Origin of the sequence: Flavitalea sp., from assembly GCF_035489435.1 — a bacterium.
GTDB lineage: Bacteria > Bacteroidota > Bacteroidia > Chitinophagales > Chitinophagaceae > DATHKG01.
Window position 1 is genome coordinate 19,201 of record NZ_DATHKG010000099.1, and the last position, 24,439, is coordinate 43,639.

The 24,439-nt window shown below is 42.5% G+C and carries 20 protein-coding genes; 6 read left to right on the forward strand and 14 right to left on the reverse strand.

Going from position 1 to position 24,439, the window contains the following annotated elements; all coding sequences use genetic code 11:
* Positions 1 to 703 precede the first annotated feature (703 nt).
* A complete protein-coding gene (locus VK664_RS16415; protein ID WP_461399772.1) occupies positions 704 to 1,861 on the reverse strand; it encodes a L,D-transpeptidase family protein in 1,158 nt (385 codons plus the stop codon).
* A 242-nt stretch (positions 1,862 to 2,103) separates the two neighbouring features.
* Between VK664_RS16415 and VK664_RS16420 the strand changes: the two genes are divergently transcribed.
* The 6 genes from VK664_RS16420 to VK664_RS16445 all read left to right on the forward strand — a co-directional run bounded on the left by VK664_RS16420 (position 2,104) and on the right by VK664_RS16445 (position 10,397).
* Entirely contained in the window at positions 2,104 to 3,225 is a 1,122-nt protein-coding gene (locus VK664_RS16420; RefSeq protein WP_461399773.1) for a 5-(carboxyamino)imidazole ribonucleotide synthase, read from the forward strand.
* A 93-nt stretch (positions 3,226 to 3,318) separates the two neighbouring features.
* The gene (locus VK664_RS16425; RefSeq protein ID WP_461399774.1) at positions 3,319 to 4,368 is read left to right on the forward strand and encodes an efflux RND transporter periplasmic adaptor subunit; all 1,050 of its coding nucleotides are present in this window, start codon (positions 3,319 to 3,321) and stop codon (positions 4,366 to 4,368) included.
* A 6-nt stretch (positions 4,369 to 4,374) separates the two neighbouring features.
* On the forward strand, positions 4,375 to 7,464 hold the full coding sequence (locus VK664_RS16430; protein ID WP_461399775.1) for an efflux RND transporter permease subunit: 3,090 nt from the start codon (positions 4,375 to 4,377) through the stop codon (positions 7,462 to 7,464).
* A gap of 11 nt (positions 7,465 to 7,475) precedes the next feature.
* Complete coding sequence (locus VK664_RS16435; protein ID WP_461399776.1) at positions 7,476 to 8,792, forward strand: TolC family protein; 1,317 nt, start codon at positions 7,476 to 7,478, stop codon at positions 8,790 to 8,792.
* A gap of 167 nt (positions 8,793 to 8,959) precedes the next feature.
* On the forward strand, positions 8,960 to 9,475 hold the full coding sequence (gene purE / locus VK664_RS16440; RefSeq protein ID WP_461399777.1) for a 5-(carboxyamino)imidazole ribonucleotide mutase: 516 nt from the start codon (positions 8,960 to 8,962) through the stop codon (positions 9,473 to 9,475).
* A 46-nt stretch (positions 9,476 to 9,521) separates the two neighbouring features.
* On the forward strand, positions 9,522 to 10,397 hold the full coding sequence (locus tag VK664_RS16445; protein WP_461399778.1) for a DUF6929 family protein: 876 nt from the start codon (positions 9,522 to 9,524) through the stop codon (positions 10,395 to 10,397).
* 70 nt (positions 10,398 to 10,467) lie between these two features.
* On the opposite strand, the gene bshC is transcribed toward VK664_RS16445, so the two are convergent.
* The 13 genes from bshC to rpmB form a co-directional block, all read right to left on the reverse strand.
* Complete coding sequence (gene bshC, locus VK664_RS16450; protein ID WP_461399779.1) at positions 10,468 to 12,063, reverse strand: bacillithiol biosynthesis cysteine-adding enzyme BshC; 1,596 nt, start codon at positions 12,061 to 12,063, stop codon at positions 10,468 to 10,470.
* Positions 12,064 to 12,156: 93 nt separating this feature from the next.
* Positions 12,157 to 12,990 carry a strictosidine synthase family protein gene (locus VK664_RS16455; protein ID WP_461399780.1) on the reverse strand — a complete coding sequence of 278 codons (834 nt, stop codon included), beginning with the start codon at positions 12,988 to 12,990 and terminating at the stop codon, positions 12,157 to 12,159.
* Between the two features lie 65 nt (positions 12,991 to 13,055).
* The gene (locus tag VK664_RS16460; RefSeq protein ID WP_461399781.1) at positions 13,056 to 14,306 is read right to left on the reverse strand and encodes an NAD(P)/FAD-dependent oxidoreductase; all 1,251 of its coding nucleotides are present in this window, start codon (positions 14,304 to 14,306) and stop codon (positions 13,056 to 13,058) included.
* Between the two features lie 5 nt (positions 14,307 to 14,311).
* Positions 14,312 to 16,816: a glutaminase family protein gene (locus VK664_RS16465; protein WP_461399782.1), complete on the reverse strand. Its 2,505-nt coding sequence runs from the start codon at positions 16,814 to 16,816 to the stop codon at positions 14,312 to 14,314.
* 66 nt (positions 16,817 to 16,882) lie between these two features.
* On the reverse strand, positions 16,883 to 18,052 hold the full coding sequence (locus VK664_RS16470) for an aldose epimerase family protein (protein WP_461399783.1): 1,170 nt from the start codon (positions 18,050 to 18,052) through the stop codon (positions 16,883 to 16,885).
* Between the two features lie 8 nt (positions 18,053 to 18,060).
* Positions 18,061 to 19,542: an aldehyde dehydrogenase (NADP(+)) gene (locus VK664_RS16475; RefSeq protein WP_461399784.1), complete on the reverse strand. Its 1,482-nt coding sequence runs from the start codon at positions 19,540 to 19,542 to the stop codon at positions 18,061 to 18,063.
* Between the two features lie 90 nt (positions 19,543 to 19,632).
* Positions 19,633 to 20,580, reverse strand: a complete 948-nt coding sequence (locus VK664_RS16480) for a dihydrodipicolinate synthase family protein (RefSeq protein WP_461399785.1) — start codon at positions 20,578 to 20,580, stop codon at positions 19,633 to 19,635.
* Positions 20,581 to 20,719: 139 nt separating this feature from the next.
* Positions 20,720 to 21,259 (reverse strand): hypothetical protein, encoded by a 540-nt coding sequence (locus VK664_RS16485; RefSeq protein WP_461399786.1) that lies wholly within the window; start codon positions 21,257 to 21,259, stop codon positions 20,720 to 20,722.
* An 89-nt stretch (positions 21,260 to 21,348) separates the two neighbouring features.
* Positions 21,349 to 22,656 carry a 30S ribosomal protein S12 methylthiotransferase RimO gene (gene rimO, locus VK664_RS16490; RefSeq protein ID WP_461399787.1) on the reverse strand — a complete coding sequence of 436 codons (1,308 nt, stop codon included), beginning with the start codon at positions 22,654 to 22,656 and terminating at the stop codon, positions 21,349 to 21,351.
* Between the two features lie 3 nt (positions 22,657 to 22,659).
* Positions 22,660 to 23,631 (reverse strand): signal recognition particle-docking protein FtsY, encoded by a 972-nt coding sequence (ftsY, locus tag VK664_RS16495; protein ID WP_461399788.1) that lies wholly within the window; start codon positions 23,629 to 23,631, stop codon positions 22,660 to 22,662.
* 107 nt (positions 23,632 to 23,738) lie between these two features.
* The gene (locus tag VK664_RS16500; protein WP_458924489.1) at positions 23,739 to 23,909 is read right to left on the reverse strand and encodes a DUF4295 domain-containing protein; all 171 of its coding nucleotides are present in this window, start codon (positions 23,907 to 23,909) and stop codon (positions 23,739 to 23,741) included.
* A gap of 42 nt (positions 23,910 to 23,951) precedes the next feature.
* Positions 23,952 to 24,134, reverse strand: coding sequence for a 50S ribosomal protein L33 (gene rpmG / locus VK664_RS16505; protein WP_458924490.1), 183 nt, complete (start codon positions 24,132 to 24,134; stop codon positions 23,952 to 23,954).
* Positions 24,135 to 24,157: 23 nt separating this feature from the next.
* Positions 24,158 to 24,394 (reverse strand): 50S ribosomal protein L28, encoded by a 237-nt coding sequence (gene rpmB, locus VK664_RS16510; RefSeq protein ID WP_461399789.1) that lies wholly within the window; start codon positions 24,392 to 24,394, stop codon positions 24,158 to 24,160.
* Between the last annotated feature and the right edge of the window lie 45 nt (positions 24,395 to 24,439).

Sequence of the window (24,439 nt, forward strand, 5' to 3'; positions counted from 1 at the left end):
TAATGCAGCAAAGTAGCGCTGTATGAGCGGCACTGGTAGTGCCTCTTGTGTACAAATGAGGAAAATATGTTATTAAACTCCCTCCTACGCCAAAGGCTTCGGCGGGCGATGCCCGCTACTACGCCAAAGGCTTCGGCGGGCGATGCCCGTTACTACGCCAAAGCCTTCAGAGGGCGATACCCTCTACTACGCCAAAGGCTTCGGAGGGCGATGCCCTTGGCAAGCTAGTGAAGGTCGGTGTAACTGGTGCAGCGCGATCTTCGCTGTGCAGCGCGATGTAAGCGGGGGCAGCGTGATGTACGATATAGAAGCTCGATGTATGCCGGTGAAGCCTACACTAGAGTTTCGACTGACGGAGGACAAGGATCCCTCCCAAACTTACTCGAGAAAATCAGTTGAATTTTGTGAATTATTGATCTTTCAAGCTACTTTTGCCGAAACTTATTTAATAAGATGACTACAGCTAATAAATCAAAAGGAATCTACTGGATAGGATTTATAGTTTCTACTGCCGCACTCTTTTTCGCAATAGGAGCACATTGGGAATGGCTGACTATGATATTGCCATTCCAGCTGACTTTCTTAGTCAAAGCAATGAATATAATTTAAGAGAAATATGAATTATGAGTTATGAAATGAGAATTATCGTATCTCATAACTGATTTCATAACTCATAATTCATAACTCATAATTCATATCTTTCTCAAAGTTTTTCCACGATGATTGATTGCTTCAGCTTGACGGGGACGTTTTTATCGAGACGTATCGCGGGATTCCAGTCGGGCATCTTATCGAAGAAAGTTTCGAGTTTTTCATTCAGATCTTCATTGCCACCCTTTATTACTCTTGAATAGCCAGGTTTACCATTTTCATCTATGATAAACTCAAGCATGATATAAGCCCGTTGCTGATCATGTAAAAGGTAAGGAGCCATTTCTTTACTGACTTTTTCAATAAAGGCCTGGAATTTTTCATTACCACCAGGATATACCGGTAGCTTGTCAACCAGTTTTGGCAACAGCTCTTCATTAAATACTTTTCTCTCTTTGATGATTTTTTTCTTTGCTTCCGGTTTGTCTGATTTCGGTATTTCTCCATCTACAATGTATCCGCCCTTGTCATCAACCATTATCAAAGGCAATTTTTTAGTCGCATCAAAATATGCATGTGCATGACGTAGTTCCTCAACCATTGGTGCATACTCGGGGAAGTCCTTGAGGTATTTGGCAAGATAAGTACTGCTTCGCTGGTTGCTGAAATTGATAGGAAATACGTGCACAGGAATGAAATCCTGTCCCTGGCTTTTTGCCCAGGCCGCCAGTATATATAACTCCTCGATCTGCGGATTGGTAACAGGAATACAACCAGTGGTTACACAACTTCCATGGATATATATATCACCTCCCGGTTCTATTGAATCGCTCAGCAAACGGTCTGAATAATTAGGATAATTTAAACCGAGCGCAAGATGATAATTGCTGTTAGGCTTAAACTCATTTATATAATAAAACCCTTCCGGTACCTGGTAATCGCCTTTCAGTCGTTTGGGTCCAAGTGTACCAGCGAGTGCACAAACACGGTAGTTTTTGAATAATTTGTATTGCTCGTTTTTTTCTGATTTTACCCAAACTTCCAGGTTAGAATCGTATTTAAATGACCTGATATAAAGATACTTTGCAGGCCATTCAAGTCCTTTCTCGCGAAACTGTTTCATCAAAGTATCCTGCTTGCGCTTCAAAGCATCGCTGATTCTCGGAAATGATTTCTGGTAATCGATAAATGCAAAACTTGCCACTGAGGTCTGAGCGTTAACGGCTCCGATTGAACCGGCAATGATTAATATGACGAGGATAGTTCGCATTGGTCTGTTTTGCACCGGATTAGAACGTTATTGTGTGTTGATAATTGTTATTTTTTTGACTTAACAAAAGAGAAAATCATAATTGCCTCAAAATTAAGGCAAACAATCAACTGGTAAGGACAAGGATTTATTAACATCCCTTTAAAAATGTTAATTTCCGTAGGCTGCCGACGGGCTGTCAACAGGCTGCCGACAGATTAATTAACGTTGAAAATCAAAAATCAGCAATATATATTTGCGCTATGCAAAAAGTCGGAATATTAGGTGGCGGTCAGCTAGGCAGAATGTTATTACAGGCAGCGGCGAATTATCCTGTAGAAACATATCTTATGGAAAATGACCATGGCGCTCCGGCTGCTCATCTTTGTCATCATTTTATTAAAGGTGACATCAGGAACTTTGACGATGTCTACGCTTTTGGTAAGCAGGTAGATGCCCTTACTATCGAGATAGAATCAGTGAACATAGAGGCGCTGGAAAAGCTGGAAGCCGAAGGTTTAAAAATATTTCCGAAACCTGCCGCCCTGAGGATCATCAACAATAAAATCGTTCAGAAAGAATTTTATCGCTCAAACCAGATCCCGACGGCGGCGTTCGCGGTCACCCAAAACCGGGAAGAGATCCGTCAGCACCAGCATCTTTTCCCGGCGGTTCATAAAATCGGTGTGGGTGGCTATGATGGAAGAGGTGTCCAGGTGATCCAGACCAATAACGAAGTTGAACTCGGGTTCGACCAGCCGGGTGTGCTTGAAAAGATGGTCAATATACAGCAGGAGATTGCACAAATCATTGCCATCAACGAAAAAGGACAGACTGCATTATTTCCCGCTGTCGATATGGTTTTTAACCAGAGGCTAAACCTGCTGGATTACCAGATCAGCCCGGCTGACATCCCAAAACAAACGCTATGGAAAATCGAGGCGATCGCGTTGGCTGTGGTTAAAGGTCTGGACAGTCCTGGCATTTTCGCAGTAGAACTGTTTATAGACAAGTCGGGTGATGTTTTTGTAAATGAAACCGCACCGCGGGTACATAACAGCGGTCATCATACAATAGAAGCCAATTATAGCTCTCAGTTTGATATGTTATGGAGGGTGATATTAGGTTTTCCGCTGGGAAATACTGCGCACATTCTTCCGGCCGCGATAGTAAATCTTCTCGGAGAGGAAGGACATAGCGGCCCTGCCGTTTACGAAGGACTGGATGAAGTACTCCAGATGGACAATGTATTCGTACATATTTATGGCAAACCCGAAACCCGGCCTGGAAGGAAAATGGGACATGTAACTATTTTGAGTCGTGAAAAACAAGAACTTATCCATAAAGCCAAAAGAATTAAAGCAGCATTAAAAATCGTTTCATAACAGATTTAAACTACGTCCGGCCGCGAGCTTTTTAAAAAGTAAGCGTCATAATATATTACTTTTACCCCGTTTCAAATACACCCAATGTTATATATGTCGATTCGCTGTTTTTCTATTCTTTTTGTGTCCCTGGCCTTAATATCCTGTAAAGAAAAAAAAGCTAAAACCCCTGCCGGATCATCGGCTACCTCCAGAGGAAATGCAACTATCGAAGCGCAGGGATTTATAGTGAAAGAAAGGTCATTAAGTGAAAATATTGAAGTACCAGGCAGCCTGCTCCCCTTTGAAGAAACTGTTATCCGTTCTGAAATTTCCGGAAGGCTGGTTCAATTGAACATTCCGGAGGGTAGTTCTGTTCAAAAAGGCTTCCTCCTCGCTAAATTATTCGATGGTGACCTTCAGGCACAATTGAGAAAACTACAGGTACAGCTCGAGATTTCTGCAAAAACTGCCGAACGTCAGAAGGAGCTACTTAGCATTAATGGTATCAGTCAGCAAGAGTATGATCTCAGCGAACTTGGGGTGAGCAACCTTAAAGCAGATATCGAACTGATCCGTGTAAGCATTATGAAAACAGAAATCCGCGCACCTTATGATGGCAGAATAGGCCTGAAAAACATAAGTCTTGGAGCATATATAACCCCGGCAGACATCATAACAAGCATCAGGCAGGTAAAAGAATTAAAGCTTGAATTTACTATTCCGGAAAAATACTCGGATAACATGCGCAAGGGTCAAATTATTAACTTTACCGTGTCAGGCGCAACAGGTAAGTTTTCGTCTTCGGTTATAGCAACTGAATCCAGTATTGAAGCCACCACCCGCACTTTAAGAGTAAGGGCATTGGTAAAAGGCAATAATCCAAATCTCGTACCGGGTAACTTTGCCAGGATATCACTGCAGATGGGTAAAAATGAACGTGCCCTCATTGTTCCGACACAATCTATTCTTCCGCAGGCAAGAAATAAAAACGCAATTCTTTTTAATGGGGGCACTGCGAAATTTGTACCTGTTGTAACCGGAATCCGCGACTCGAGCTATGTGCAAATTATAGAAGGCTTAAAGCTGGGTGATACAGTAATCACCACCGGCTTACTTGCGATAAGACCAAACAGTAAAATTACATTAACCAAAGTTCAATAACAGATCATGAATATATCAGAGCTGAGTTTGAGGCGACCTGTGCTCGCTACCGTGTTGAACGTGGCCATTGTACTGTTTGGTATTATCGGCTTTACCTTTCTTGGTGTGCGGGATTACCCGGCTATTGATCCTCCCAATGTTAACGTCAGAACTTCTTATTCCGGGGCCAATGCAGATATTATTGAATCACAGATAACAGAGCCATTAGAAAAAGCAATCAATGGAATTGCCGGTATCAAAAACATAACATCCTCCAGTAGCCAGGGAAACAGCAATATCAATGTTGAATTTGATCTTAGCATTGATCTGGAGGCTGCTGCCAATGATGTACGCGATAAGGTATCACAAGCTGTCAGGAACCTGCCTGATGACCTGGATGCTCCTCCGGTCATTTCAAAAGCAGATGCAAGTTCTGATCCGATTATTTCCATGACGGTGAGCAGCACTACCCGCAATCAGCTGCAGATTACCGAGTACGCGAACAACGTATTGGTAGAAAGGCTGCAGACGATTCCAGGGGTAAGCAGTATCCAGATCTGGGGCGAAAAAAGATATGCCATGCGTATCTGGTTCAATCCATCACAGCTAAGTGCTTACCAGTTAACAATGAATGATGTTGCAGCAGCATTACAGCGGGAGAATGTTGAACTTCCCGCAGGTAAAATCTCCGGTAATGCTACAGAACTTACGGTACGCACCTTTGGAAGGTTAAGCACCGAAGAAGAATTCGAAGAGATAATCATAAAAAACATGAATGGCAGCGATATTCGCTTAAAAAATATCGCAAGCGTGGTTCTGGGTCCTGAGAATGAAGAATCCATGCTTAAAGAAAGCCAGATTCCGATGATTGCCCTTGCAATTATTCCACAACCCGGTTCGAACTATGTTGCAATCTCAAATGAATTCTACATCCGGCTTGAACAATTGAAAAAAGATATTCCCGCTGATATCAAACTCAGCATTGCCCTTGACCAGACAAAATTTATCAAACGGGCGATTTCGGAAGTTGAAGAAACCCTGATGATTTCTATCGGTCTCGTGGTACTTATTATCTATTTATTTTTCCGCGACTGGCTGATAGCTGTGAGACCATTAATAGATATACCTGTTGCGCTGGTCGGTGCTTTTTTTATCATGTATATCAGCGGGTTTACCATCAACGTGCTTTCACTGCTCGGTATCGTTCTTGCGACAGGACTGGTGGTAGATGATGGTATTGTTGTGACGGAGAACATCTATAAAAAGATGGAGCAGGGAATGAATAAATGGGATGCGGCGAGAGAGGGATCGAAGGAGATCTATTTCGCAGTTATCGCAACTTCAATAACGCTCGCAGTAATATTTCTTCCTATCATCTTTCTTGAAGGATTTGTGGGAAGACTTTTCCGTGAATTTGGAATTGTAGTTGCCGGTGCCGTTCTGATTTCTGCATTTGTTTCGTTGACCCTTACACCGGTGTTAAACGTAAAACTGACTGGCAAAAATCATAGTCACGGCTGGTTTTACCGGGTTACCGAACCATTTTTCCGGGGGATGGAAAATGGTTATCACAACTCCCTGAAAGTATTTATGAAAGGCAGATGGGTGGCAATCTTAATTGTTGCTTCCTGTTTTGCAATTATATATTTTATTGGTAAAGGAATACCTTCTGAGCTGGCGCCTATGGAAGATAGAAATCAGTTTCGTTTGCAGGTTACAGCACCGGAAGGCACTTCTTTTGACTACATGGATTCCTATATTGATCGCTTATCGCAACTAATGATTGATTCGATTGAGGGAAGGAATACTGTTCTGTCATTTACTGCTCCGGGGTTTGGAGGTGGTTCAGTAAATACCGGCATGGTCAGGGTGACACTTGTTGATCCGAAAGAACGGGACAAAACCCAACAGGAGTTGGTGGATATGGTCAACCGCAACCTGCCTAAATTCCCTGACGGCAAGGCCTTTGCAATACAGGAACAGACGATTTCGGTTAACCGTCGGGGTGGTTTGCCTGTTTCTTTCGTAATTCAGAACAACAACTTCGATAAGATCCGCGCAGTGATTCCAAAATTTTTGGAAGAAGCAAACAAGAGCCACGTTTTCCAGGGAGTTGATGTCGATCTTAAATTTAATAAACCGGAACTGAATATCGTTATTGACCGGTTGAAAGCCAGTGAACTGGGGGTTAGTGTAGGTGATGTATCACAGACTTTACAACTTGCACTGAGCAATCGCCGGCTTGGATATTTTATCAAGGATGGTAAACAATACCAGGTAATGGGACAGGTAGCCAGGAGTGAAAGAGATGATCCGACCGATCTGAAAAACATCTATGTAAGAAACAGCCGGGGTGAGATAATCTCGATGGATAACCTGGTTAGTATCAGTGAACAAACAACTCCACCTACCCTTTACCATTTCAACAGATATAAATCAGCTACTGTTTCTGCTGGTTTGGCTCCCGGTAAAACACTGGGTGATGGAATCGCTGAAATGCGGGCCATTTCATCCCGCTTAATGGATGATACTTTCACAACTTCGTTATCTGGTGCTTCCCGTGATTTTGCGGAAAGTTCTGGTAATACCGCTTTTGCATTCCTTTTGGCGATCGGGCTGATATTCCTGGTTCTTGCGGCACAGTTTGAGAGCTTTATCGATCCGTTGGTTATTATGCTGACAGTACCACTGGCGATTGCAGGTGCAGTATTATCGCTTTGGGCTTTTGGACAAACACTGAATATTTTTTCACAGATAGGTATGATTATGCTGATTGGACTGGTGACCAAAAACGGTATCCTTATCGTTGAGTTTGCTAACCAGAAAAGAGCTGCCGGGTTAAACAAAACAGAAGCTGTTATTGAAGCAGCAACTGCGAGAATGCGCCCCATCCTGATGACCAGCCTTGCAATGACTCTTGGTGCTTTGCCAATCGCCCTTTCTCTTGGTGCTGCCGCTACCAGCCGGATACCACTGGGTATCGTTATAGTAGGTGGAATAATGTTCTCACTTATCCTTACCCTGTACGTAATCCCGGCGATGTATTCATTCCTTTCGCGTAAAAAACATAAGAACGAATTGGAATTAATGGATGAGGCTGCTGCTAAAAGAGCCTAAATAAAACTAATATGCGAAGACTGTTAATGCTATTTTGTTTAATTGCTTTTTCCGGGATGATATATTCGCAGGAACAACTTTCACTTGAACAGGCCATAGCCATAGCGCTAAAAAACAATTACGATATCCAGCTGGTGCGCACAGACTCGTCAATTTATGGGACCGATAATAGCCTGGCCTGGGGTGCATTTCTGCCACAGGTCAATGGCACAGTGAATAAGGTATGGAATCAGAACAATCAAAGACAGCTACTGGCTGACGGCAGTAAACGTGAACTGGATGACGCCAAATCCAGTAACCTGACTGCTTCTATGGGTCTAAGCTGGATACTTTTCGACGGATTGCGCATGTTTGCCACCAAACAAAAGATAGCAGAGTTGGACAAGCTTGGTGGGTTAAACGTAAAAAATCAAATCGGGAACACGGTAGCGGCCGTGATAAACAACTACTACAATGTTGTTCAGTCAAAACAACAATTAACAGCTATAGAAGAGCAGATGCAGATCAGCGAGGAACGGGTTAAACTGGCTGATAAGAAATTATCTGTAGGCTTAGGCAGTAAACCTGAATTGTTGCAGGCAAAAGTAGATCTTAATGCATATAAAGCAGCACAACTTCAACAACGTACATTAATTGTTCAACTTACCGAAAGCCTGAACCAGGTGATGGGTAAGCCGTCAAAATCTGCTCACTATATTGTGGCCGATTCTATTCCTCTTAACCTGGATCTGCAGTATGGTCAATTAAGCGAAAATCTTCTTGAAACAAACCCCTTTTTACAGGCCTTGAAAAAAAATGTTGATATAGCAAATCTTACTGTTAAGGAAAGAAAAGGCGAACGCTGGCCAATATTGACTTTTAACAGTGCTTATAATTATTCCCGGCTTAACAACAAAGCTGTGGTTAACCCCTTTACACCCCTGTATAGCCAGAATAATGGCTTTAATTATGGATTTGGTGCCTCAATTCCGATTCTGAATAACTTTATAGCCAAACGTAACCTGCGTATTGCCCAGATAGATGTTCGCTACCAACAACTGTTTTACGATAACCAGCGGATCATCACAGACGTTGACCTGAGCAATACTTTCAAAGACTACGAGTATCAAAAGCAGGCATTGAAGCTTGAAGAAGAGAATATCAGCCTTGCCAGGGAAAACGTAACCATCGCGCTTGCAAGGTTCCGGCAAGGCGTGGCGAGTTATATTGAATTGCGTGAAACACAAATCAGTCTGGCAACCGCTTATAACAGGCTGATTGCCGCCCGCTATAACACAAAACTTGCTGAAACCGAGTTGTTAAGGTTAAAGGGAGATCTGATCCGTTAATCTTATTGATTTTTTCTGTATAATATCGGTTAAGCTTTAATGACAGAGATTAATCACCCAATTCCGACAGGTTTGATGAATTTATGAAAGCCGGCAACCTTGCAGGTGATATTGTTAATTGAGCATTTGTTTTTTTTGTGCTTTCTTTGCATTCCTAATATTTTGGAATGGATATTCTGGTGGGAATAATTATGGGCAGTGACAGCGATCTTACGGTTATGCAACCGGCTGCTGAGATACTCAGGGAGTTTGGAATTGATTTTGAATTGACAGTGGTGTCGGCTCACCGTACTCCCGAGCGTTTGTTCAAATATGCTTCAGGTGCTAAGGATCGTGGACTAAAAGTAATAATAGCCGGGGCCGGAGGCGCAGCGCATCTTCCGGGAATGATAGCCTCCATAACTTCGTTGCCGGTTATTGGTGTTCCCGTTAAGTCTTCCAATTCAATCGACGGCTGGGACTCTATCTTATCTATACTTCAGATGCCAAATGGTATCCCTGTTGCAACCGTGGCTTTAAACGGAGCAAAAAATGCCGGGATTCTGGCCGCAACAATCATCGGTGCATTCAATTCCGAAACAGGTGAAAAAATAATAGCTTACAAAAAACACCTGGAAAACGAAGTATTGAATAAAGCGGCAGCACTTAAAGTCAATGGCTGGAGCAACGAATTCGATCAATAATAAATTTTGTATCTTTTAGGTTAAGGTTAAGGGCAATAGCATCATCATGAAAATTAAACTTCTCGATCACAAACATATTCCTGGTTTTAATAGTGGATCCGGACTTGAGTTCCACGCAGAAAACTTATATCTCACCGACACCGGGTCAAACGAGATCCTGGTTTTGTCGCAGAACTGGAAAGAGATTGATCGCATCCCATTGTTTGGGACAAAAGGGATTCTGAATAACACAGAACATAAAGATCTCGAAGCTGCAACGATAGTTGAAATAAATAGTATTCCCAGGCTGCTGGCACTTGGTACAGATATCCATGAAGCCAAGCATAACAAGGCTGTATTGCTTAACCTCGACGATCGCACCCGCGAAGATTTTACGATCGATGAATTTGATGAAAGGCTCAAGGTATTTGGACTCGATCAACTCAATATCAGGACCGCAGCAATTATACTTGGTAAACTTGTTCTTGGCAACCGTGGAAATTCAGGCACCTCCGAAAACAATTTCGTGGTTACAGATATTGATCTCTGGAAAAAACAGGATACCGAAGAAATTAGTTTATTGCCGGTGAAATACCCGGACGACACACCAGAAGGGATCTTGCTTTCGGGAATGAGTTATTCGCCGGAGAATGACTGGCTTATCCTGACTTTCATTTCAGAGACCGGTCAGTCAGGCAATGGTGAAACACCGCTACCAACATCCTACCTGGGGCTTGTTGAAAATGCATCGAGGAAGGTTGCCCGGAAACAGGTCAAAATTAATGAATTGATTGACCTTTCAGAAGTAAGTAAGCACCTCGTAGGACAGGAAATAAAAGCTACCTGCATTCAGTCTGATAAAAGCGGAAAAGTCAAATTGTATATGGTGGCTGATCACACAGAAGGCGGAACCCAGATTTTCAAAATCAGGATTAAGCATTAAGATCAGGATTTAGCATCAGACTGTACGACAATCACCCGGCACGGGTTAAACTTCATATTTCATCAAGGCTTCATATTTCATCAAGGATCACAAATTGCTGTTCGAGTGACAACGAATGATCATAGATCTTAGCAAAAAAATCTTTGCCATACTTTGAATACCAGGGAATAAAATTATCAATTCTTTCCTGTAAACCATTGAGTGGGAATAATGCTGATTTCACCTTCACAACCTGCCTGCTCTGATCTTCAAACCTGCGTTTCTCCGCTTTTAGTAATTTCTTCTCAAGCGCTTCAATTGCTTTGATCGCGCGGGCTTCGAGTGCTGCAACATGTTTTACCAGGGTCTTGTCAACAATTTCTGAAACTTTTTTCAGTTTCAGATAATCTGCTCTAAACGCAGAGAGCTCTGATGAAAGATCAAGTTGTTTATCAGAATTTTTCTTCACCAGTTTATTGATAAGCGTTTCTTCCGGCTGGAAGATTTCCGTTACTGAAATATCTGAATGACGCAGCTTTTGTGACCATTTTTTTTCGATAATCAAAAATGAATTACGGAGCACAAGCATTGGATATGGAGTCTGGTAATGTTCAAACAATGCCTTCAATTCAAGCCAGTAAGCAGTTTCACCACCACCGCCGATAAATGCAATGTTTGGCAGAATCTGTTCCTGGAAAAGACCACGTAAAATTACATTTGGACTAAATCTTTCAGGATGTTCATGAAGTTCAGTAAGCAGCTCTTCAGATGTAAAACGAAGATCAGTATGTCTTACCTCAAATTCAGCGCCATTAAATGAAATAAGTTCACGTATATCATCTTTCAGATAAAACAAATTGATCGCTCTTGGATTTGCCTGGACCTTATAATGTTCACCAAGACTTTTAGCCGTTTTCTCAACTATAAGTGAAGGAGTCTGATTAAAAAGATCATCTTCAAAAACGGGCAACATTGAGCGTTTCAGGTCTGCATTGTCAGGAATCAAAACGATCAGACCATAGTCTTTGAAAAGAATGTTGAGCAATCTGAAAGTTGCTGTCTGTATGTCCGGACTGTTCAGATACGTTTTGCGAAACAGCTCAATCAGTTCCTGTCCAAAAGGATGAACACTGATCTCCCCTTCCAGTCGATCAATGATCTCTGACAAGCCTGTTGTTTTCATCCGGCCCACCGCACCTTTTTGTTTTGTAGCCCAGGAAATTTTTTCATTACCCAGGTAGATTTTGCCAAGCTCGTCAAGGTCAGCATCTTCACTACCCATATAAAATACAGGCACAAAATGTTTGCCTGGAAACTGCTTTTCGCAATCCTGCGCCAGTTTTACAACATGAAGAATCTTATAAATAAAATACAATGTACCGGTAAAGATCACGGGCTGATGCGCAGTACAAATTGTGAATGTATCCGATGAACCAAGAGATTTTATGTTCGCTGAAACAAGTGGTGATGTTTCAATATCCTGGTATTGTGTTGTAAGAGCATGAACTAATAATGATCGGTTGGTTGGGAATTCCTGCCTCGCTTTTATCGAAGCTGCTATCCCATCCATATTCACCGCATGTTTGTAAAAACCTGATAAATTCTTTGATTGTTCAATATAGTCGACTATAATTTTCGAAAAATATCCACTTTCCCCGTATGAAATTTTTGTAGAGTTGCAATCCATATTAACTAGTAAAAATAAGGACTCCATTAAACCAGAATCCTCCCGGTTGTTATTTTTAACGGAATCTTTCAATTTCGGAATGATTTACCTACATCATTTAAGCTGGTAAGCCACAACTGTATTTCTCCAGAAAGTTGGAACATATACAATTTTTTTCTTGGTATCATAACCGATATCAGCTGTATTACTTTTTGCATCGCGGGTATCTATAAGGACCTGCTTGCTACCATCTGGTTTCACATAGTATACAACTCCTGCCCAACACGAAACAAGATATTCATCATTTTGAACATGTTCAATACCATCAGTTCCGCCGTCCATTCCATCAGCAATAAGCTTCAATGATTTATCAGCTCCAATTTTATATAAGCCGCCATTATCTACAATCAAAAGATTGTTATTGTTTGAAAGTACACCGTTTGGTCCTTTGAGTGGATCGATATAAAGGGCTGCCTTTCCATTTTCAACCCGGAAAAGTTTTTTACCTTTTGAATCTGTTACATAAATAACGCCTTTATTGTCAATTGATACATCGTTGAGGCCTCCTGCACCTTCTATAGTGAGCCTGTTCACAATTTCCCCTTTTTTGATATCTATTGAAACCAGCTGCTGAAGATCTGCGACATACAGAATCCCGTTATGAATTGCCATTCCCTTTGGTGCCTGGAGACCTTTCACCCACTCCACCTGGATCACTTTTCCATCCAGACCCAGTTTGCCCACCGAACCTTTATCATCTTTTCCCCAGGGATCAGTACCATCGATATTGGTTACATAAAGCACCTGGTTTTTTTCATCATACAATACCGATTCCGGCACCTTAAATACCGAATCCGTTTGCCAGAGTTTAACTAACTGATGATTTTGTCCATTTACTTGTAAACACACGATTAGCGCGAGGCTGAGGAGTATACTTATACTTTTCATATTTAAGCAGGTTGAAATTTAAAGTTATTCAATTCATCTGTTCATTGATATTTTTTTATGGACATTCATTTGTAGCGCTCAACATCAAATGCCATGATGTCCATACTTGTCTTTTTAAACCCGACGATCTCTTCCACCAGTTTCCCGGTAGCTGCAGCCAATGATAATCCAAGCATGGCGTGCCCTCCGGCAATGGTCAGATTACCAAATTTTGTGTGCCTGCCGATATAGGGCAAACCGTCTGGACTGAGTGGTCTGAGACCGCTCCAGATATGATTTTCTGCAGGAAACTCAACATCCAGTGTGGGATAGTAGTTTTTTGCAGCTTTAAAAATACTTTGAACGCGTTTCAGGAGCACATTTTTATTGATACCGCTTATCTCCATGGTACCCCCCATACGGAGATCTGCACCCATGGGCGTCATCGCCACCCGGTCATCAACCAGTATTGCAGGGTAATTCAGGTTCCGGTTTATGTTTTTATAAGTAATGCTATACCCTTTACCCGCCTGTAGCAGCAAATGAACACCAAGTTTTTTCGCGATCTCCGGCAGCCATGAACCGGCAGCAAGAACAAGCTCGCCGGTCTCAACCTTTCCTTTATCTGTGACCACGGCGGTGACCTTGTTGCCCATTTTTTCAAATCCGGTTACTTCTGTGTTAAGCATAAGGTTAACACCATGTCGGGTGAGATGATCTTTCAGCGTTAGCATAAAATCACCTGGATGAAGATGGCAATCGATCGGATATAAAACACCTCCTCTTACATTTACTTCCAATGCTGGCTCCAGGGATTGTACTTCATCAGCTGAAAGCATTTTGGTTTCAATACCAAACTTTGCGGCTTCGTGAGTCAGTTCGATTTCGTGCTTTTCAGTAGCAGCTGATTTATATAACATCAGGCAACCTTTTTCTTCCATCCTGAAATGATTGCCAAGATCGTTTTTCATCTGGCTGGTCAATTCCCGGCTAAGTAGCAAAATTTTTGCAAGATGTGGCGCATTTCTCGCTACTGTACTATGGTTTGCACTTTTATAAAACCTGATTCCCCATCTTACGAGATCCAGGTCCATTCTTGGTTTGATATAAAAAGGACTCGATGAACTCATCATCCACCTTAGCCCTTTTGCTACTATTCCCGGGGATGCCAGTGGTACGATATGACTTGGTGAAATATAACCTGCATTTCCAAAAGAAGTGCCAGTGGTGATATCACCTTTTTCAATAACGGTGATGCGGTATCCTTGTTTTTGAAGATAATAAGCACAGCAAAGTCCGATTACTCCACCGCCAATTATTGTTACCTGACTTCGCATATATATTACTTACCCCATTTTATTGCCAGCAGTTTGATAAAATAGCCTCCTACCACGCTCCTGGCCTGGAAGCCGACCTGGTTGCCATTGATGGTCTCATGCCAGTCGCTGATGGGTACCCTGGATTTTGTTTCTGCCGCATATTTATAAACAGGATTCACCAATGCCTGGAAATCTGCGCTGTCACTGGCCAGCGTTGCCGTCCACAATATCCAGTCTGATTTTGTATAAGTCCTCCGGCTGTCTAACGGTAATCCATAAGCGTTCTGGTGACTAAGATAAAACTTTATCTCTTTCTGGTATACTTCTGCCGGAAACAGGTTCAGGTCAAGAAGTTTATCCCATACAAGATTGTATTTCTGGCTCCAGGTTCCTTTTTTATCGAAAGCCAGCGTGTAGTGGTCGCCATCATCAGCCATCTGCATCCATTTTTTTGCGTAATCAAGAGCTATCGCACGATACCTCGCAGCGGTATCTTTAAGACCTGATCTCTCAGCCATCATTGCATAGGAACCGATACCGACTATGGCCTTCATTGAAAGGTTTACATTACGTGCAAGATGGCCGGCAAAATCATCAGTACAAAGTTGGTTCGCCGGGTCGAGACCATCCTTTACAAGAAAATCAACCCACTGTGTTAATGTCTGCCAGTGTTTTTTCGCATAATCAATATTACCGGATGCTTTGGTTATTGCCGCCGTAAGTATGATCATGTTCCCAGCCTCTTCTACTGGCATGTCTTCGGGATAAGTTTGTCCGTTTGCAATTGGATAAGTACCGAGATCATGGGCTGGAAAAGGCTTTGTCCATTTCCCGCTTTCAGAATAATAAAATATTCCGTTCAACATACCTTTCAGCAATTCCGGATTATAAAGCAGGTATTGAGGGGCAGATGGATAAGTAACATCAACCGTATTAATAGAACCATTGCTGAAATTCTCTTTTGATAAAAATAAAATATCGCCGTCCGCATTCCTGACCAGTTTATGAGCCGATATGGATTGACGGTAAGCTAATACCAGGAGTTTTGCATATTCCTCACCCCCGGCCCTTTGCCCCTGGGCATACATCTGTTTATCAAAGCGGTCACAAAGCCTGGTGATGGTATCATGATGCGCAAATGCTTCCAGCATCATTTTTTCAAATGTGATATTGCGGTCGCGTGCCCACCAGGGACGAAGATTTTGTCCAAAAAACTGTACCGAAGAGCGGTCGTTATAAGCAATGATCATTTGTTTCGTAACAGGTGCTGGTCCAAGTTTGGCAATCTGCCAGCAACTTCCGGCCATGATATGGTAACCCTCTGTTATTCTCTTTGAAGTTGAACTCACCCGGCCACGAAGAACGAAATTGTCTATTGTTTCATCAACACTGGTACTTTGTTGTTGTATAGATGAGTCTTCAGGAACCGTCAGGTAGAGATAACCCCAATCGATTCGCAAATTGTCGCCTTTTTTCGCAAGAATGGGCTGTTCAACAGTTCCTATTTTAAGAATTTGCCTGCTATTGAGTTTATACTGATCTATATGAACCTTTTGACGCGACGTGTTTGCGGCGATAGTGGATGAAGCCCCGATATAAACCTGCACATCATGAGTTTGCCCATCGTTTGCAGTCAGGGTATAATCGATGTATGAAACAGGCCTGCCCAAAAGGTCAAGAGAGTCCATCAATAAAGGGGAGATAAAAGAGAGGTCGAGATCAACGCCACCGCATTTAAACTTATAGCGTGTAGTGGTAGCCGTTACCACAACCGATTGCTGAATGGCCTGTCCTACGTTTTTTACAAGTTGTCGTTTAGCAAAACCAGCGTCTAGTAATGCATTGCCACCAGTGTTAACACAATGCAGGGCCAACAGGTTCTGTCCTTTCATAAGTTTCGATTTTAAACTGTCTTCCAGTTCAATCTCAGCAAACGAGCTGTTTACACAGGGACCACAACTATAAATCTTTGACCCATTGAGATAAACCTCAACATCATCATCATTTTTTAACCTTAGAATGAACTTTTCAATATTGAGATCGTCGGCTGTAAAGGTTCTTCTAACCCATATTTCCCGGGAAGTCCATTTTGTAGCTCCTTTAACAGGCTTGTCGGAAAACGGGCCGCGCCCCTTCTTCCAGCCAGGCTCCTTATAAGATGATTCAGTCCAGTTGCCAGCAGGTTTTGATTCGGTATATGAACAATCATATCCTTTTTCTTCTCCCGTTGGCACCAGGTCCTGTGCCTCATATCTAAGGTCACCGAGAAAATTAAAAGTTTTCCCATCAATCCTGATTAGTCCCGATAAAGCTTGATCCGTTCCGGTCCAGTGTTTGGTAGCAGTTTTATTCAATGAGTCACTGAACGACCAGATACTGAAATAAGGATCATGGGTTATAAGGGGATAAGCCGGGGCCCTGGTTACCTGTGCCGGCAAAACGGCTGGCAGAACGAAAACAAAAATCGGAAACAGGACTTTCAGTCTGAATAAGACAGGGGATAAATAATGATTACAAGCTTTCGCCATTAGTTACAACGATTGAACTCAGGTACTAAATTTATTTGAGAAATGATAACATCCGGAACAGGGTCGCTATTCCGTGCCAAACTTATAAATGGTTGTTTGTTTATAGGTTTGTCCGGGTTGAAGTATCGTTGATGGAAATGATGGTTGATTGGGCGAATCAGGATAATGTTGTGCTTCAAGGCAAAGACCGGCATGTTTGGTGTACTTCATTCCCTTTTTTCCCTCCTGGCCTCTTAGAAAGTTACCGGAATAAAACTGGACAGCAGGCTCAGATGTCCAGAATTCCATATTCCTGCCGCTGGATGGATCAACCAGTTTGCCAACCAGTTCAAGTGCGGCGCTGTCTTTGTCAAAAATCCAGTTATGATCAAAACCTCCATCTACCTTGTCAATGTCCTTTCCTATCACTTTAGGCTGCCTGAAATCCATCGGGGTTCCTGATACTTCATTGATCTTGCCGGTAGGGATCAGGGTTTTATCTACGGGTGTAAATTTACTTGCTTTTAACTGCAGCAAGTGATCAAGTATATCTGATTTTTTACCGGCAGACAGGTTGAAATAACTATGGTTTGTAAGGTTTACCGGTGTGGCTTTGTCCGTAACAGCCGTATAATTTATTTCAAGCGCGTTGTCGTCTCTCAGTTTGTAACGTACTTCAACATTCAGGTTACCAGGATAACCTTCTTCACCATCTTTACTTGCATATTTCAATGTGAGCGAACTATCAGCAAGCGAAGTAGTGGCGTTCCAGACTGCTTTATCGAATCCTTTCAGCCCGCCATGTAAACTGTTACCATTGTTATTCTGAGCGAGCGTATATGTTTCACCGTTAAGCACAAACCTGCCTTTGGCAATGCGGTTTGCATATCTGCCGGCAATCACGCCAAAAAATGAATTAGCCGGATCCATATATCCGGCAAGGGAATCGAAACCCAATACAACATCACCCATTTCCTTATTGCGGTCAGGTACCATGATGCCCGTCACTGTGGCTCCAAGGCTGATAATCTTAACAGCCATGCCATTTTTATTTGTGAGCGTATACTGAACAATGTCAATTCCATCTTTTTTTCCGATGATAGTGTTTTCGATGATTTGATTGGATGCTACCACAGTGTCTTGGTTTTTATTGTTATCATTTGTTTCGGACTGATCGTTACAGGAAATTATTGGATTGACAAATAAAGCAGTCATCAGGCAAAAGTTTAAAGTCAAAACGGTAAATAGTCTTTTCATATCAACAATTAAATTTTTTCTTTGGTGAATTCATTATTAACCGTGCGCCATATTTTAAGTGGATTATCATTTTGTAATTCCTCCGGCAACAATGAATTACTCCAGTTCTGAAAAGCTACCGGCCTTGCGAATCTTTTTATGCCATCTGCTCCAACTGAAGTGAATCTTGAGTCTGTAGTGGCTGGATATGGTCCGCCATGCTGCATACTCAAACATACTTCAACACCGGTTGGAACATTATTAAGTATAAACCTGCCACAGATATTTTTTACCGCCTCAACAAAATCATCATTAGATCTGACATCGTTTTCTGTTGCCATGAGTGTCGCTGTCAGCTGCCCTTCAAGTTTATTAGTAATTTCAAGCATTTCTGCTGCGTCAGCACAGCGGATTACCAGTGAATAAGGACCAAATACTTCTTTGTGGAGCACAGGGTTATTCAGAAAAGCCTTTCCTGTAGCCGAAGCAACAGTAGGAACACCCTGGTTTTCCTTTGCTGCGATTTCTGATTCAGCAATGGTTGTCACTTCCTGCTGTGACAGTGCTTTCTCACGGTTCTGAACAAACGCTTTTGCAATTCCGGGATGCAGCATGTACCCGGGCGCAATTTTCTTAATCTCACCTCCGAGTGCTTCTACAAAATTATTCAGATCGGGTCCGTCTATTCCCAGAACGAGGCCAGGATTGGTACAGAATTGACCAACCCCAAGCGTTATTGATGCGGAATATAATTTTGCCAGCTCGCCGGGAGACTCTTTTAATTTTTCAGGCATCAGGAACACCGGGTTTATGCTACCCATTTCAGCAAAAACAGGGATAGGATCCGGGCGTTGATTTGCCCAGTCAAAAAGCGCCCTGCCACCGGAGGTTGAACCGGTAAAACCAACCGCCCTGGTATATTTATGTGTAACAAGCGTTTTGCCTGTTGCAAATGAACTGCCATGAACATGATGAAATATGCCTTCTGGCATAGCTGTTTTTTCAGCAGCCCTGAGTATTGCTTTAGCAACTATTTCACTGGTTTTGCTATGTGCAGGATGCGCTTTCACTATCACCGGGCATCCCGCGGCAAAAGCACAGGCTGTATCACCCCCCGCGGTTGAATAAGCAAAAGGAAAATTACTTGCACCAAATACAACCACTGGTCCAAGCGGCACAAGCATCTTACGGATATCTGGTTTTGGAGGTGTCCTTGCAGAATCAGCCGTGTCTATTCTTGCTTCCAGCCAACTGCCTTCTTCACATGCAGTAGCATAGGTGTTAAGTTGATTTATGGTCCGGCCCCTTTCACTTCTTACCCTTGCCTCCGGCAGATTTGTTTCTTCCATTGCCGTTTGCAAAAGTTCATCACCACAGTTCTCCATTTCAATCGCAATTGCACGCATAAAGCCTGCCCGGTCTTTTAAAGATAACTTCCGGTATTCGTGAAAAGCTTTCCAGGCGCTCTCCAACATGTTACCGATTTCTTCTTGTGTATTTTCCTGAAACATGCTGTATATTTTTAATCTGGTTATTAATAGGTTATTAATAATAAACAGCGGGATGGTTCGCTGGTTGACTTTCGGTGTTCTCTTGTTTCCTTAGTTGACTTCAACAGTAGCACCGAATTCAGTATTAATCGATTTAAAGTCAGGTAAAGATGGCCTGTTTGCAATACCATGGTCAATAATTTTCAGGACACGATCTCTTTCTTCACCCACCAATGTAAGCCTTGGGCTACGTACAAATTCAGATCCGATTCCAGCCTGGGTTTCTGCCAGTTTTATGTACTGTACAAGTTTAGGAAGCAGATCCAGCTCAAGCAAAGGCATGAACCAACGATAAATATTAACGGCCTCAGCCAAACGTCCCGCTTTGACCAGTCTATACACCGCAACTGTTTCGGCTGGAAATGCACATACAAGTCCTGCGACCCATCCATTAGCGCCAAGCATCAATTCCTCGAGAGCTATAGTATCCACACCGCAGAGGATGCTTAACCTGTCGCCAAATCGATTGATAAGCCTGGTTACATTGGAAACATCACGGGTTGACTCTTTAACTGCCTGTATATTCGGCATCACCATCAGGTCTTCGAACATGTCTGGTGTAATTTCCGTTTTGTAATCTACCGGGTTATTGTAGATCATGATAGGCAATGAAGTTGACCGGGCAATGGCTTTGAAATATTCCACTGTCTCGCGGTGATCACTTTTGTAACGCATAGGCGGCAGCAACATCAGTCCTTCAGCACCCCAGGCTTCCGCCAGTTTTGCCTGCTCTATGGCGACCCTGGTGGATCCTTCTGCTATATTGAGTATGGTTGGGATCTTACCATTGATCCGGCTTACAGCAAACTGAACCAGCTGTTGCTTTTCAGCATTTGTCAATACGCTGGCCTCACCCAGCGTACCTCCTAAAATGATACCGTGAATACCAGCTTTTAACTGTGCATCCAGGTTTCTTTCAAACATGTCGAGATCCAGTTCGTCATTTGCTGTGAACTTTGTAGTGAGTGCGGGGAATATACCTTTCCAGTTGAAAGCCATAGAGGTGATTTTTTTACAAATGTAATGGTTGCCCTACAGAAATAATTGCTGCAAATCAATCCCGCAGTTGTGGGGTTGAATTTAAGCAAAAAACCCCGCAGGTGCGGGGCTCTTTAAAAGAAGTTATAAATGTTAACTTTTAGAATCTTGCAGGACGATTTCCATTTCCATTATCCGGGTAGGTTTTATCATCATATCTTTTGCCGTCATTCGATTTATCGTTCGGGCCGCTGTTGTCATTATAACGGTCATCGATAGATCTGCCGTCGCGGTCGTCATCATAACGGTCATTGTCATACCTGTTGTTATCGTAGCGATCGTTACCATTTTTAACGATAACTGATTTGCCAATTGAAACCTTACCGAAACGGTTGATGTTAACATCCACTATAAAGGAAGGATCTACATAAATGGCAGAGCTGAATATCAACACTGGTTTGGATCTGCCAAAACCAAAAGGCTTCTTTTCTGTTTTGTATACTTCCAGGTGATGACGTCCGCCAACAAGGTTATTCAGAATCAGCGTTTGTTGATCAACGTTATAAGAACGGCCATTGATCCGTACCACGATGTTGTTGTAATCTCCGTTGTTGATGATTATGCGGCCTGCTCTGGGAGGAGCAGCGGCAAATGAAACCATACTAATGAACAGGGCTGCGAGTGTAAAAAATCTTTTCATAACTTGTTTCCTCCAATTTGTTTTTATACATATAGGACGAACCATGGAACATTTCGTTTACAAATGAAATGTTAAGTATGAAAGGCAGTTTAAACCACTTCCCCTTCCAGATCGTAGTCGTAGGCTTTCGTGATTTTGACGTTTACAAATTGTCCTGGCTGCAGTTTCTGCGAGCCTGCAATGATCACTTCGTTGTCTACTTCAACGCTATCAAACTCTGTACGGCCAAGGTAACGGCCGGATTCTTTTTTATCAATAAGTACCTTGAAGGTTTGACCAATCTTCTCCTGGTTTTTTTCGAGGCTTATTTCCTGTTGCACTTCCATCACTTCCTGTGCACGTAATTCTTTTATCTCCTGGGGAATATTATCTTCCAGTCCATAGGCACCGGTTCCTTCTTCGTGGCTATAGGTAAATATGCCAACCCTGTCAAAGCGGTGTTTCTGAAGGAACATTTTCATCGATTCCACATCTTTTTCCGTTTCACCTGGAAATCCGGCAATCAGGGTGGTCCGCAAACAAATGCCTGGTACTTTTTCACGGATGGCATAGATCAGCTCATCCATTTCGCCCTGGGTTATCTGGCGGCGCATTGCCTTCAGCATATCATCACTTGCATGCTGCAATGGCATGTCAAGATAGTTACAGATATTATCACGTTCGCGCATCACATCAAGTATCTCCATGGGAAACTTTGATGGGTATGCGTAATGTAGTCTTATCCAAACCAGCCCTGGTATATCTGCCAGCTTGTTGAGCAGTTCGGGCAGCATACGTTTTTTGTAGATATCAAGTCCATAATAAGTAAGTTCCTGTGCAATCAGCATAATTTCCTTAACGCCTGATCTCACCAGGTTTTCTGCTTCTTTTACCAGTGCTTCGATGGTCTTGCTTGTATGCTGACCACGCATAAGCGGGATGGCGCAGAATGTACAGGTACGATTACATCCTTCAGAAATTTTAAGATAAGCATAGTGGCTTGGTGTGGAAAGCAGGCGCTCACCCAATAGTTCAGCCTTATAATCAGCCTCAAACTGTTTTAATATCATGGGTAGCTCCATGGTGCCGAAATAGGCATCTACTTCCGGGATGTCCTTTTCGAGGTTGTTTTTATAACGTTCGCTCAAACAACCGGTAACATAAACCTTGTCCAGTTTGCCCCTGCGTTTAAGTTCAACCTGTTCAAGAATAGTATTGATTGATTCTTCTTTTGCCTTGTCGATAAAACCACAGGTATTTACTACAACAATGTTATGATCAAGTTTCCTGTTTTCATGAACAACGTCAATTGAGTTGGCTAACAATTGTCCACTTAACACTTCGCTGTCAACCATATTTTTACTACACCCCAGTGTAATAATATTGACCTTATCTCTCTTTAACGTTTTTGCTTTCACTATTTATGTGTTTTTTGTTTCCAGGTTAAAAAGACTGTCTACAAATTCGTGTTTGTTAAACACAAGCAGATCTTCCATCTTTTCACCCACCCCTATAAACTTCACGGGTATTTTGAACTGGTTGGCAATTGCCATCACTACACCACCTTTGGCAGTACCATCGAGTTTTGTAATCGTTAGCGCAGTCACATCAGTAGCCGCTGTAAAATGTTTCGCCTGTTCCAGGGCATTCTGTCCGGTAGATCCATCAAGCACCAGCATGATCTCATGTGGCGCATCGGGTATATGTTTCTGGATAACCCTCTTGATCTTGCTCAGCTCTTCCATCAGGTGAGCCTTGTTGTGTAACCTGCCGGCTGTATCGATGATCACGATATCGCTGCCCCGGGATACACCGCTTTGCACCGTATCAAAAGCAACAGAGGCGGGATCAGAACCCTGGGCCTGCTTTACGATTGGCACTCCAACTCTTTCACTCCAGATCGTCAGCTGTTCAACTGCTGCAGCCCGGAAGGTATCGGCAGCGCCCAGCAAAACCGATTTCCCGGCTTTCTTGAAATTATAGGCAAGTTTACCAATAGTGGTGGTTTTTCCGACACCATTCACCCCAACTACCAGGATCACATAAGGTTTCGCGGGTAATTCCGAATCAAATGTGTAGGCATTTTTCTGGGGGGCGTCTACGAGCATTCCAACGATTTCTTCCTGTAGTAACCGGTTAAGATCGCCTGTATTGAGATATTTGTCCTTTGCAACCCTTTTTTCTATCCGCTCTATAACCTGCACAGTAGTATCAATACCAACATCTGCACTAACCAGCGCATCTTCAAGACTGTCAAGTACTTCCTCGTCAACAGTACTTTTTCCGGCAACTGCTTTTGTGATTTTTGAGAAGAAGTTTTCTTTCGTTTTCTGAAGGCCCTGGTCAAGGGTTTCTTTTTCTTTCTTACCGAAAATTTTATCGAAAAATCCCATAGTTGTAATTTAATACGCGGTGAATTTACAGGGGCCAGGATGATTTAGCCAAAATACAAAAAGCCGTTCCGCAAAGAACAGCTTTCCTATAATGATATAGTCTCACATTATTTTTGAGCCAGGAAATCCTTCACCTTGTCTTTGTGAATGATTTGTTCCTTAAAAGTGTATGCACCGCTTTTTGGGCTACGTACCGCGCGAATAACTTTAGTCCAGTTTTTCGCTTCTGCCGCGGCTTTAGTATCTTTTTTTATCGCTGTTTTTGCTGCTTTTGCCATGATTTGAGTTTGAAACTTTTATAAAACAGTTTCTTTTTGCGCTTATTTAATTTCTTTATGCACTGTATACTTCTTCAGGATTGGATTGAATTTCTTCAGCTCCAGTCTCTCAGGGGTATTTTTTTTGTTTTTGGTGCTGATATAACGGCTTGTACCCGGTTTGCCACTTGTTTTGTGCTCGGTACACTCCAATATCACCTGAACCCTGCTTCCTTTCTTTGCCATTTTTTATTGCTTTAGACGTTTAATTAGATTTTTTCACCTCTGCCTCTCAGCTCTTTTACGACGTTGAGAAGACCCCTTTTATTGATGGTACGAATACCTTCAGTTGATAGTTTCAGGGTAATCCATTTATCTTCTTCAGCAAGAAAAAAGCGTTTTGTTTGCAGGTTTGGTAAAAACCGGCGCTTAGTCTTGATATTTGAGTGGGAAACGGTGTGACCACCGATTGGAACTTTCCCTGTAACCTTGCATACTCTTGCCATGACTTCCTAAAATTTTGGACGGCAAAGGTCGTAAAATCTATCCAA